The following is a 12,682-nucleotide window of genomic DNA, read 5'->3' as shown; positions in this document are numbered from 1 at the left end:
CCAGCGCCACGCCCTGCGCCGATCCAAGCCGAGCACCGCACAGGCACGGCCGTGGGTCCAGCCTGCCGCGATGGCGTCGTCTATCAGGCCCAAAAGCACCCCCTTGGCGGCCCCGTCGACGCGGGCGGGGACAGGACCGCTCATCCCCAGCCCGACCTTCCCCGCAGCACCGCCAACACGATCCTGGTCTTGTCCTCCACGGACTTCACCGGCGGACGGCCCATCGAGTTCTCCTTCAGATCAGGGACAAACAAAACCCTGTCTCAAGAACCCTGACACGGAACACAACCGCCAACCCGCCAAATTCGGGTCCGAGGCAAAATGCAGGCGCCGTTGGCCTGAGATCAGTAGAGACCGCATGTGCGAGCGCGCCGCTGCGAGTCGGTGCCCCGGCACCAGCGTGGCGCAGAGGCAGTAGTTCGGGCCGCGAACTGATTCGTCGATGAAGGCATGGCTGGTCATCGACTTCGACTCGTTGCGCTGCTCGAAATGCCATGAGGACCAAACGGGGGTCTCAGCGTGTACCGGTTCTCAGCAGTCAGCCCCGATGGTGCCAATGGTGCTGTGAGCGGAGCAAACTGACAACCGCATATCTGTTACGACGGCTTCTCTCGACCAAGCTGCGCTCGGCGAGTCGGCGCCAAGCCTTCGACACTCGTCCTCGTGCGGCGGCTGAGTCTGGGTTCGGAAGGCCCAATGCGCGCGCCCATACAGCCAGATTGGCGTTATGACGGCGCACCCGGGCGGCACCGGCATCGCTATCCACCCTCGGCTCCAACATCTCGCGGTTTCCTGACCAGCTGCGCCAGTAGGCAGCGCAGCAAAGGTGTTACGAACGAACGCCCTTGGAGCAGCGCGACCTAGGGAACAGGACGCCTCAGCGAAGGCGCATGGAGTGTCTTGCCGACGATCTCGCCGTATCGACAGGATCTCGACGCCGGCTGAGACGATGCCCTCGCCTTCGAGCGCATCGATCGCCCCGTCGTCGAGGCCAGCGAGCTCGCGCAGCACTTCGCGATTGTGCTGACCCCGGTCACCGGCAACGGCGCCGGGCGCCAGACCACCATCGGCCTCCCTGAATCGCCAAGGCGACTGCGGGACGGTCATCGGCGCGGCGGCCTCGCCCCCCACGATGTCCACGAATGCACCGCGTTCTTCGGCCCACTCGGTTGCGGCAAGCTCGGCCACGGTGCGCACTTCTGCTGCCATCACCGACTTCACGCCGATTGCAACCTCGACCGCTTCGGCGCTGTCGAATTGGCTCACCCACTCGCCGAAGATGGCTTCGATCTCGTCGCGATGCAGCACACGATCCTCGATGCGCGCAAAACGCGGGTCGTCGCGCAGCTCCGGCCGGTCCATCGCTGCCGCGATCACCTTGAAGCCGAAGTTGGCCGTCAGATCGAGCGTCACCGTGACGTGGCGGCCATTCGACAATGGGTAGACCGCGGCCCAGTTCTGCCCGCCCTTGAATCCGATCTGCGGATCCAGGCCGGTCAGGTCGGTCGCGGCCTGGTCGTTGCACATGAGCGTGCTCTCGGCCATGGATACCTCGACGGTTTGGCCGCGCCCGGTCCGCACGCGCATGTGCAGCGCCGCCAGGACGGCCCCCAATGCATGCAGCCCGGTGTAGGTGTCGGCGTGCGACATCGGGTCGTTGCGGTAGGCGTCGCCGCCCCGCCGCCGGGAGACCATCTCGGTCACGCCGGCCTCGGCGTGCAGCACCGACGCGAACGCTCCCCGGCCGCTGCGACTGTTGCCGTGCCCCCAGCCCGACACCGACGCCACGATGATGCCGGGGTTGATCTCGCTGAGCACGTCGTAACCCAGCCCCAGCTTGTCGAGCACTCCCGGTCGGTAGTTCTCCAGCACGATGTCGGCCTTGGGGACCATCGACAGCAGCACATCGCGGCCGGCGGGCCGGGTGAGGTCAAGCGAAACGCATTCCTTGCCGACGTTGAATTGGGCGAAGTAGGGCGAGAATCCGTCGACGTTGGGAACGATGAACCTGGTGAGGTCGGCATCGGGAGGTTCGATCTTCACCACGCGGGCGCCCAGATCGGCCAGCAAGCGACCGGTGATCGGCCCCGCGACAGCGCGGGTCAGATCCAGCACGAGCACGTCTTCGAGTGGGCGTTCCACGGCGCACGACGATAGAGCCGAGCAGCGCCCGCTGCCCGCCTTCAGCGGCCGATGGGGCCGTTCGCCGGAACCGGCATCCAGACGCTGGGAGGCGACAGTTGCACAGGCGAGCGCTTTGCCGGCGGGCCATCGGGAGGACCGAGCGGCACCGGGTCGCGGGTGAGCCTCGAGATGACCAGCGTTCCTGCCAAGGCGAACACTGCCACGACGGCGATGGGCACGAGCGTCCCGCCGGTTTGCTCGTGCATCGTGAGCATCAGGATCGGGCCCACCATGCTGCCGATGCCGTAGCAGAAAAACAGGCGGCCCAGCACTGACCCGATGCCGGCTACGCCGAACAGGTGCGGCGTGACATCACCCTGCAGCGCGACGAAACCGCCGTAACCGACGCCCAGCAACACGGCGAATACCACGATCTGCCAGTAGCGGTCGGATGCGAGGAACCAGATCACGTACGCGACCGGCAGCATCCCGAACGAGATCGTCAGCAAGCGCACCGATCCGAGGGCCCGGGCGAAACTGGTCAGCAGCAGGCGACCGACGATGCTCGCACCGCCGACGACCGAGAGCAACCACGCAGCCGCGCTGGCGCTGATGCCGACCGAGCGGGCGAAGGGGATGATGGCGGCGAGCGAGCCGATCACCGGCACCGCGAACAGCGCGGAGCCGATCGTCAAGAGCCAGAACGCCTTCGTCCGGCAGACGCGGCGAACGTGCTCGCGCGGATGAGCAGTCGCGACAATCGGCGTGCGCCGCACCAGCACGAAGCACACGATGAAGGTGATCGCTCCGATGACGGCCAGCCAACGGAAGGCTTCTCGCCAGCCCAGATTCTCGATCATGCGCTCGGCGAGCGGCACCAGGAACATGGTGCCCAAGCCGGGCCCGGTCGCGACCAGTCCCTGCGACACTGCCCGGTTCCGCAGAAACCACGACGCAGCGGTCGCGAACAGCGGTGAGACGAACAGGCCGGCCCCGAATCCGCAGCCGATGCCGTAAACGACGTAGCCGTGCCAGAGCTGCGAGACCGACGACGTCAGGACCAAGCCGGCGACGAACATCGCCCCGCCCACTGCGAGCAGCGGTCGCGGCCCCAGCCGATGCAACAGCGGACCCGAGATGATTCCGGTGCTGAAGAACAGGAGTGTGGCGATCCCGATCATCACCGAGGTGCCGCCCTGGCCGGCGCCGAATTCGGCCGACATCGACTCGATGAACGCGCCGAACGTGTAGATGGTGCCGAAGGCCACGCCGCACGACAGGCCGGCGCCGACCGCCACCAGCCAGGCGCGCCACGAGTCGATCAGCTCAGGCTGGCTCGCGAGCGGGGGAGCGGCACCTGCCACAGGAATGGAATTCAGCCGTCTGTGCCGTTGTCGGTGCTGATGTCGGCGACGAGATCGCCTACCCGCATCTCGCCGTCGCGCGTCTGACCGCCCAGTTCAATGAACTGCTCCATGGCAGGCTGCGCTTCCGGCGTGCGCAGAAGCCGCTGGAAGAGGTACCGCTCCTCGAACATGCCCTCGCGCAGCGGCAACTCGTCGGCCGCATTGACGGCTTGCTTGGCCAGAGCGACGGCTTGGGGCGGGAACTTCGCAATGCGGTATGCCAGATCGGTCACGAAGGGCCGCAGCTCGTCGGCGGGCAGCGCCCGGTTCAGGTAGCCCCACTGCTCGGCTCTGCGGGCATCGAGGTCGACACCGCCGAGGATCACCTCCATGGCGCGGCCGCGCCCGACCAAGCGCGGCAGCCGCTGCGTGCCGGTGCCACCGGGCAAGATGCCGATCGGCACCTCCATCTGGTTGATGACGGTGCGGCCGAGCGCGCCGAAGCGCATGTCGCACGACATCGACAGCTCGCTGCCGCCGCCGCCGACCCGCCCGCCGATCTCGACAATGGTGGCCTTGGGCATCGTGCGGTACGTCTCGCACATGGCGTGGAACCCGACGTGTTCTGTGGGCCGCTCGGCGGGACCGTCGGTCGGGTAGCCCAAAATCGCCGTCACGTCGAAGTGGGCGATGAAGAAGTCCGGGTTGTCGCTGCGCAGCACCACCACTCGCACCGAGTCGTCATCGGCGACGTGAACGCTGAACTTCGCGAGCTCGCGGAACAGCACCGGTGTCATCACGTTGATCGGCGGGGCGTCAATGGTGGCGAACACGACGCCCGCGTCGCGCTCGATGTGCAGCAGCTCGAAGTCGCCGTCGGTCATTGCAGTGGATTTCTCAGCAGGGGGGCTCATGGGGCGCAGCGTGCCACATGGCTGGGCCACTGTGCCCGCCTTGCCTTGACACGAACTGATGTTCGGAACTACATTGCTGTCATTACGGGCCGGCAGAAATTCACCCGTGAGTTGTCACACCCCGCTCCTACGGTGCCCCGAGACGGCATCGCACACCGGGTGCGGCCGAACGGGAGTCCGAGGAGGACGACATGAGTCAGCAGGACACAGAACGAGACCGAGCACTCGACATGACGCTCACGCAGATCCGGCGCCAGTTCGGCGACGGCTCCGTGATGAAGATGGGCGAGAAGCACCACATGGCGGTCGAGGCGATCTCCTCGGGCAGCCTCGCGATCGACTTGGCGCTCGGCATCGGGGGCTTTCCCCGCGGCCGGGTGGTGGAGGTGTACGGCCCGGAGGCATCGGGCAAGTCCACGCTTGCCATGCACCTGGTGGCCGAGGCGCAGCGCACCGGCGGCGTGTGCGCGTATGTCGACGCTGAGCATGCGATGGATCCGGTGTACGCGAAGAACATCGGCGTCGATGTCGACGAGCTGCTGATCTCCCAGCCCGACACGGGCGAGCAGGCGCTCGAGATCACCGACATGCTCATCCGCTCGGGTGCCATCGATGTCGTGGTCGTCGACTCGGTGGCGGCGCTCACGCCGCGAGCCGAGATCGAGGGCGAGATGGGCGACACCCATGTCGGCCTGCAGGCGCGCCTCATGTCCCAGGCGCTGCGCAAGCTCACCGCCAACCTGAACAAGACCAAGACGATCTGCGTGTTCATCAACCAGCTTCGAGAGAAGATCGGCGTGATGTTCGGCAGCCCCGAGACCACCTCGGGCGGCCGGGCGCTGAAGTTCTACTCGTCCGTGCGGATCGACATCCGTCGCATCGAGGCCATCAAGGTCGAGGGCGAGGTGGTGGGCGGTCGTACCCGCGTCAAGGTCGTCAAGAACAAGGTGGCGCCGCCTTTCCGGCAGGCCGAGTTCGACATCATGTACGGGCAGGGCATCAGCCGTGAGGGCTCGCTGCTCGACGTGGGGGTCGAGCACGGCATCGTGAAGAAGTCGGGTGCTTGGTACACCTACGAGGGCGAGCAGCTGGGTCAGGGCCGCGAGAACGCCAAAAAGTTCCTGATCGCGAATCCCGAGGTCACGGTCGAGATCGACGGCCGGATCCGTGCGACGCTCGGCATCGGCGCAGATGGCGACGCCGACGACGATGCCGACGTGCTCGACCGCCTCGACGATGCGCAGTCAGCACGGGCCGAGGGCGCCAGCGTCGACTGACCCGCATGACAGTGTTGCCCTAGCCTGATCCGGTCTCGGTGTACGGGACGAGTCGGTTTCGACCGGGGAGTGACACGTGGCGCAGAAGACCGGGAAACCGCAGAACGTTTTCAACTTCGACTATTCCCGTGACGTCGACGGGCGCCCGCCGCAGTCGTACTACGACGACATCAAGGCGCGATTCGCTGAGGAACGCGATCTGCGGCTGAGCTACCGGCCTCCCGGCACGCAGATCTACACATCCGAGTTCGTCGGCGATTTCGCCCGCTACGAGGAGGATCCGTATGCGACCGAGCGCGTCGAGCGCCCGCCCGTGCGCGACGAGGTCGAGGTGCTGTTCATCGGGGGCGGGTTCTCGGCACTGCTGACCTCAGCCCGGCTGCGTCAGAAGGGTGTCGAGAGCATCCGCATAGTCGAGCGCGGCGCCGACGTCGGCGGCACCTGGTACTGGAATCGGTACCCGGGCGTGGCCTGCGATGTCGTCTCGTACGACTACCTGCCCCTGCTGGACGAGACCGGCTACGTGCCGACGCGGCACTACGCCACCGGCGACGAGATCTACGAGTACTGCCAGATGATCGCTCGCAAGTACGAGCTCTACGACCTGGCGATGTTCCAGACCACGGTGACGTCGACCGTCTGGGACGGCGACGCTGAGGTGTGGCGCGTCGGCACCGACCGGGGCGATGAGATCACCGCGCAGTTCGTCATCTGCGCGAACGGGACCCTCGCGAAGCCCAAGCTGGCTGTGATCGAGGGCATGGAGCGGTTCGCGGGTCACTCCTTCCACACGTCGCGGTGGGACTACGACTACACCGGCGCAGACCTTGAGAACCTCGCCGACAAGCGGGTCGGCATCATCGGCACCGGCGCCACGGCAGTGCAGGCCATCCCGCAGCTCGGAGAGATGGCCAAGGAGTTGTACGTCTTCCAGCGCACGCCGTCTTCGATCGACATCCGGGACGACTGGGAGACCAATCCGGAGTGGGCCGCGAAGCTAAAGCCGGGCTGGCAGGCTCGCCGCCGCGAGCGCGCGATGGCCGGGCCTCGCCTCAGCGACGAGCAGAAGGCTCGCCGCGCAGCGATGTCGCGCGAGGAGAAGATCCGTCGCCAGGAGAACGCCAACATCGATGCCATGATGCGCATCCACCGGCGCATCGACGAGGTCGTCGAGGACCCCGGTACCGCCGAAGCGCTCAAACCCTGGTACATGCTCATGTGCAAGCGGCCGTGCTTCCACAATGACTACCTGCCCACGTTCAACCGGCCGAGCGTGCACCTGGTCGACACCCAGGGCAAGGGCATCACCCAGATCACCGAGCAGGGTCCGCTGTTTGAGGGCGTGCAGTACGAGCTGGACCTGCTGATCTACGCCACCGGATTCGAAGTGCAGCGCACCGGCATCTACAACCGCATCGTCGGCGAGAACGGCTTGGAGCTGAACGACAAGTACGCAGACGGCATCCGCACGCTGCTGGGCATCCACACTGCCGGCTACCCGAACCTGTTCATCATGGGCGGCTATCAGGCGTTCTTCGCGTTCAACCTCACCGACGTGCTCAACAGCCAAGGCGAGCACATCGCCGAGTGCATCGACTTCGTGCGCCGGGGCGGCCTGCAGACCATGGACTGCTTGCCCGAGGCTGAGGAATGGTGGGTGCAGCAGGTCATCGCCAACCGCGGCAAGACCACCCGCAACCGCGACTGCACCCCCGGCTACTACAACTTCGAGGGCGCCGAGAACCGCCGCCAGGACGGCAACTTCAACGGCAACATCAAGCAGTACCTGGGCTTCATGTCCCACGCCCGCGACAACATGTCGGAGAACTTCGCCTTCACGCAGCGCTGACAGCGCTGATCTGACTGAGTTCAACCTGCCTTCCGCCTTTGGGCGCGCCCCTAGCATTGACGCCGTGACTGCGGGCGAGCGAGTGGGCGAGAACGGGGGCCGGCGCAGCTACTTCGTGCGCACCTATGGGTGCCAGATGAACGAGCACGACACCGAGCGGATTGCTGGCCTGCTGGAAGCCGATGACCTGGTTGCGGCGACGACCATGGCCGACGCGGACGTGATTGTGCTCAACACCTGCTGCATCCGCGAGAACGCCGATAACAAGCTCTACGGCCAGCTTGGGCACCTCAAGCGCCTCAAGGAGGAACGACCAGAGGTACAGATCGCCGTCGCCGGCTGCCTGGCGCAGAAGGACCAGGACCTCGTGCGCCGACGGGCGCCTCACGTGGATGTCGTGTTCGGCACGCACAACGTGGCTCGTGCCGCCGACCTGCTGAGCGAGGCACGCGTCTCGGGACCGGTGACGGAGATCCTGGCCGAGTCCGATGAGTTCCCCTCGGCGCTGCCCGTGCGGCGAGATGCCCAGCACGCCGCATGGGTCACGATCCAGATCGGCTGCGACAACACCTGCGCGTTCTGCATCGTGCCCTCGGTGCGGGGCCGAGAGATCTCCCGCCCCTTCGGCGAACTGCTCGACGAGGTACACCGCCTCGCAGCCGACGGCGTCAGCGAGGTGACGCTGCTGGGGCAGAACGTCAACAGCTACGGCCGCGACGTGACCCTGTCACTCCGCCGCGCAAACGATGCGTCTGGCCCGGACGGTCCAGTCGGTGCCTCGTGGCGAGCCGGCGAGGCCTGGGCGAGCGGGCGGCGCACTGCTCGCCCGTTGTTCGGCGATCTGCTGCGGGCGGTCGGTGCCGTCGACGGCATCGAGCGGGTGCGATTCACCAGCCCGCACCCGAAGGACCTGCGGGCCGACGTCATCGCAGCCATAGCCGAGACGCCTGCGGTGTGCGAACACCTGCACCTGCCGCTGCAGTCCGGCAGCGACGAAGTGCTGAGGGCAATGCACCGCGGCTATAGCGCCCAGCGCTACCTGGAGCGGCTGGAGGCCGCCCGCGCCGCCGTTGACGACCTCGCGGTCAGCACCGACATCATCGTGGGCTTTCCTGGCGAGACCGAGCGCGATTTTGCCGACACACTCGAACTCGCTGCGGCGGCCCGCTTCGACAGCGCATTCACGTTCGTCTTCTCGCCGCGGCCGGGCACCGAAGCCGCAGAGATGGTCGACCGGTTCGTGGACCCCGGAGTATCCGCTGAACGCATGGAGCGGCTGCGAACCGTGATCGAGCGCTCCGCACGCCTTGGCAACGAATCCAGGGTGGGCCGCGTCGAAGAGCTGCTAGTGGAGGGACTGTCGAAGCGAGATCCGGACACCCTCTCAGGCCGGACGCGCCAGAACCGTCTGGTGCACTTCGCGTCAGCCGAGCCGCTGCGAACTGGCACCTATGTACGAGTGCTCGTGACCGACGCTGCCACGTTCCACCTCAGCGGAGAGCTCATCGAGGTCATCGCCCCGGCGCGACACCGCACCCGCATACCGGTTGCCGCCCGCTGAGAGGCGGGAAGCCATGGGTGGTGACGGCGGCCATCGGCCCGTGGTCATCGTGGGCCCGACGGCGTCGGGCAAGTCGGCGCTAGCGCTGGAGTTGGTCAGGCGTGCCCGCCCCCGGCCCGACATCGCCGGTCCGACGGAATTGGTGTCAGTCGATTCCATGCAGGTGTACCGCGGTATGGACATCGGCACCGCCAAGCCCTCCGCCGCTGAGCAAGCTGAGGTGCGGCACCACCTCATCGATCTCGTGGAACCGGCAGAGCGATTCACTGTCGTCGACTATGCGACGGCCTTCGAGGCGGCCATGGCTGACATCGCCGGCCGGGACGCAGTCCCGCTGCTGGTGGGCGGTACCGGTCTGTACCTCCGTGCCGTCATCGACGGTCTCACGCCGCCACCGGAGTTCACCGACATCGCCGCCGAACTCGAGGCCGAGGCCGCCGCCGTTTCCGATGCAGCGGCAGCACATGACGGCGGCGGGGTCGACGGGTGCACGGCTGACGTGGCGGCGGCTCGTCAGGCTGCGGATGGTGGCGCGTGTGGCGCGGTCGTGCTGCACCAACGTCTCGCCGAACTGGACCCGCTGGCCGCTTCGCGTATGGAGCCAACAAATCTGCGCCGAATCGTGCGGGCGCTGTCGGTGTGCTTGGGCAGCGGCCGGCCGTTCTCGTCATTCGGGCCGGGGCTGCAGAGCTATCCCGAGGTCCCGTTCCGGATCGTGGGCATCGATCCCGGTCGGACGGCGCTGGACGAGCTCATCGGCGACAGGTACCGCCGACAGATGGAGCTGGGCATGCTCGAAGAGGTGCGCCGGCTCGCTGCTCGGCCGCTGTCGCGCACGGCCGCGCAAGCTCTCGGCTACAAGGAGCTGCGAGCGCACCTGGCAGGGGAATGCACGCTCGACGAAGCACTCAACGTCGCCATCGCACGCACCCGGCGATTCGCCCGCCGTCAGCAGCGCTGGTTCGCCCGAGACCCCAGGATCACCTGGATCTCGCACGGAAGCCCCGCGGAGATGGCCGACCAAATGGAGCAGCTTGAATCCTGAAGGCCTCTGGCCGCACCAAGATTTGAGTTTCAGTCGAAGGTTTAGCTCAGGCGGGATTCGACCATGTCGAGGGCGTCATCGGCCAGCACGGCGGCTACCCGGACACGATCGGCTGCGGCCGATCCGTAGAACTCACCAGGCGATACGAGAATGCCCACCTCGGTGAGCAGCGTGCGAGTGAACGCCCACGCGTCGCCGTCGGGGGCTGCAGCCCACAGGTAGAAGCCGCCGCGTGGCAGCGCAGGCTCGGGGCCGAAGCGGCCGACGATGCGCGCGAGCCGCTCCAGCCGGTTCCGATATCGCTCTCGCTGTTCGGCAACATGGTCTTGGTCGGCCAGCGCTGCTACCGCCGCCGCCTGCGCCGGGCCCGGCACCATGAACCCGGCGTGCTTGCGAACCTCTCGCAGATAGTGGACGAGCGCAGGATCGCCTGCGTAGAAACCCACCCGTACGCCAGCCAGGTTCGATCGCTTTGACAATGAATGGACTGCGACAACGCCGTCGACCTCGGCGCGCATGCCGCCGCCCTGTCCTGTGTCTACCTCATCGCTGTGGGCCTCACCGCCGCCAGCCGTCGCCGCGGAGGTCGGCGTCAAGATCGTTCTGGGCACTCCGTCCCAAGTGAACTCGGCGTAGCACTCGTCGCTGAATACCGGCACACCCCGCGCCCGCCCCCATTCGGCAGCAGCGGTGAGGTCATCGAGACCGCCGGCAGGGTTGCCCGGCGTGTTGACCCAGAGCACCAGAGCACGCTCAGCGTCGGACTCCGAGATCGCGTCGAGCTGGATCGACCAGTGTTCGTCCGCAGGCACCGGCACCGCCCGGCAGCCGGCCAGCTCAGCTCCCATCGCGTAACTGGGATAGCTGATCTCGGGAAACAGCACCGTGTCGCGTCCGGGGGTGCGCAGGCGCAACCAGTGGGGCAGCCCAGCCACGAACTCCTTCGAGCCGATGGTCGCCGCCACTTCTGTGGCGGAGTCGACCTGTACACCGAGCCGTTCGGTGCACCAGCGCGCAGCCGCGTCCCGAAGCTCGGGCGTCCCAATCGAAGGCGGATAGCCGCGCTCGGAATCCGACCCGCCCAGCGCCGCCAGCACGGCGGGCGTTGGCGGGTCCACCGGTGTGCCGATGGACAGGTCCACGAGCCCGCCTTCGTGTCGATCAGCGAGTGGCTTCAGATCGTCCAGCCGGTCATAGGGATACGGCGGCGGTACGTACCCAGTGCGTGCGTTCACCGCAACATCATTGCGCGCCGTTGCCGCGGGCAGCATCTGAAGGGGTGCCGCCGTCAGCGGTTCCGGTTGCGAATTCGGCGAAGAGGCTGCGGGAGACGGCGTCGAGCCGTGCACGCACCACGGTCCCGTGGTCGTCATGAGCTTCCGAGAGCACTTCGCCTTCCCGGTGGACCGCCGCGAGGGTGTCGCCGCGGGAGTAGGGGATGCGCAGTTCGGTGACCTCGGTGAGGTGCCGGAGACGGTCGCCGACAGCGAGCAGGAGTTCCTCGACGCCGTCGCCGCTGTTGGCCGATATCGCATGGGAGCCCTCGTAGCGCTCCAGCAACTGCCTCACAGTGCCGCCGTCGGCGGCGTCGCACTTGTTGAAAGCGATGAGTTCGTCGACCTCACCGGCGCCGATCTCGCGCAGCACGGAGCGCACTACATCGACGTGCATCTCCGGTTCCGCCGCTGAGGCGTCGACCAGGTGCACCAGCAGGTCGGCCTCGGCCACCTCCTCCAGCGTCGACATGAAGGCCTCCACCAGCGATGTCGGCAGCTTCTTGATGAAACCGACCGTGTCGGTGACCAGCACTGTCTCGCCGCCGGGCAATTGCAGTCGCCGAGTGGTGGCGTCGAGCGTGGCGAACAGTCGGTCTTCCACCAGCACGTTGGCCCCGGTGAGGCGCCGCAGCAAGGTCGACTTGCCGGCGTTGGTGTAACCCACGATCGCGACCGTGTGGTAGCGGGAGCGCCGGCGCGACTTGCGCTGGTTCAGCCGAGTCCGCCGCAGCCCGCGCAGATCCTTCTCGAGTCGCGCCAGCCGCCGCTGGATCCGTCGGCGATCCACCTCGAGCTGGGTCTCGCCCGGTCCCCGCGTGCCGATGCCGCCAGCCTGCTGCGAGAGCTGCCGCCCGCGGCCGCGCAGCCGTGGGAGCCGGTAGCGAAGCTGGGCCAACTCCACCTGCGCCTTGCCTTCGAGCGTCGTGGCGTTCTGGGCGAAGATGTCAAGAATGACCGCCGTGCGGTCGAGCGCGGTGCGCTGCAGAATGCGCTCCAAGTTGAACTGTTGCGCTGGCGACAGCTCGTCGTCGAACACCACGGTGTCGGCATCGTGCTCAAGCGACGCATCCAAGATCTCGTCGGCCTTCCCCCGTCCCACAAACGTCGCCGGGTCAGGTGCATCCCGTCGCTGAACAATCCGCTCCACAGAATCCGCGCCCGCGGTGTCCACCAGCCGCTCCAGCTCGTCAAGATTGGCGTCCACCTCATCAGCAGTCCGCTCCGCCAGTTGCACCCCCACCAGCACGATCTGCTCCCGAAAAGCCCGATCGATCAGCCCAGACTCAGCC

9 protein-coding genes are annotated in these 12,682 nt (G+C 67.0%); 4 read left to right on the top strand and 5 right to left on the bottom strand.

Going from position 1 to position 12,682, the window contains the following annotated elements:
• Positions 1–531: 531 nt before the first annotated feature.
• The 3 genes from VI480_RS15220 to VI480_RS15210 are packed head-to-tail and all read right to left on the bottom strand — an operon-like array spanning position 532 to position 4,384.
• Complete coding sequence (locus tag VI480_RS15220) at positions 532–2,142, bottom strand: CaiB/BaiF CoA-transferase family protein (RefSeq protein ID WP_323673711.1); 1,611 nt, start codon at positions 2,140–2,142, stop codon at positions 532–534.
• Between the two features lie 41 nt (positions 2,143–2,183).
• Positions 2,184–3,488: an MFS transporter gene (locus VI480_RS15215; protein WP_323673710.1), complete on the bottom strand. Its 1,305-nt coding sequence runs from the start codon at positions 3,486–3,488 to the stop codon at positions 2,184–2,186.
• Between the two features lie 11 nt (positions 3,489–3,499).
• Positions 3,500–4,384: an enoyl-CoA hydratase/isomerase family protein gene (locus VI480_RS15210; RefSeq protein ID WP_323673709.1), complete on the bottom strand. Its 885-nt coding sequence runs from the start codon at positions 4,382–4,384 to the stop codon at positions 3,500–3,502.
• A 191-nt stretch (positions 4,385–4,575) separates the two neighbouring features.
• Here VI480_RS15210 and recA point away from each other — a divergent pair, with 191 nt between their 5' ends.
• The 4 genes from recA (at position 4,576) to VI480_RS15190 (ending at position 10,116) form a co-directional block, all read left to right on the top strand.
• On the top strand, positions 4,576–5,661 hold the full coding sequence (gene recA, locus VI480_RS15205) for a recombinase RecA (protein WP_323673708.1): 1,086 nt from the start codon (positions 4,576–4,578) through the stop codon (positions 5,659–5,661).
• A gap of 76 nt (positions 5,662–5,737) precedes the next feature.
• Positions 5,738–7,510, top strand: a complete 1,773-nt coding sequence (locus VI480_RS15200; RefSeq protein ID WP_323673707.1) for an NAD(P)/FAD-dependent oxidoreductase — start codon at positions 5,738–5,740, stop codon at positions 7,508–7,510.
• Between the two features lie 64 nt (positions 7,511–7,574).
• Positions 7,575–9,071, top strand: coding sequence for a MiaB/RimO family radical SAM methylthiotransferase (locus VI480_RS15195; RefSeq protein ID WP_323673706.1), 1,497 nt, complete (start codon positions 7,575–7,577; stop codon positions 9,069–9,071).
• Positions 9,072–9,084: 13 nt separating this feature from the next.
• Entirely contained in the window at positions 9,085–10,116 is a 1,032-nt protein-coding gene (locus VI480_RS15190; protein ID WP_323673705.1) for a tRNA (adenosine(37)-N6)-dimethylallyltransferase MiaA, read from the top strand.
• A 41-nt stretch (positions 10,117–10,157) separates the two neighbouring features.
• On the opposite strand, the gene VI480_RS15185 is transcribed toward VI480_RS15190, so the two are convergent.
• Complete coding sequence (locus VI480_RS15185; protein WP_323673704.1) at positions 10,158–11,351, bottom strand: aminotransferase class I/II-fold pyridoxal phosphate-dependent enzyme; 1,194 nt, start codon at positions 11,349–11,351, stop codon at positions 10,158–10,160.
• 7 nt (positions 11,352–11,358) lie between these two features.
• Positions 11,359–12,682: GTPase HflX (hflX, locus tag VI480_RS15180; RefSeq protein ID WP_323673703.1), on the bottom strand; the 1,324-nt coding region annotated here is incomplete at its 5' end.

This window comes from Candidatus Poriferisodalis multihospitum (genome assembly GCF_028283155.1).
Taxonomy (GTDB): Bacteria; Actinomycetota; Acidimicrobiia; order Acidimicrobiales; family Poriferisodalaceae; genus Poriferisodalis; species Poriferisodalis multihospitum.
This window is presented reverse-complemented; position numbering and strand designations above follow the sequence as displayed.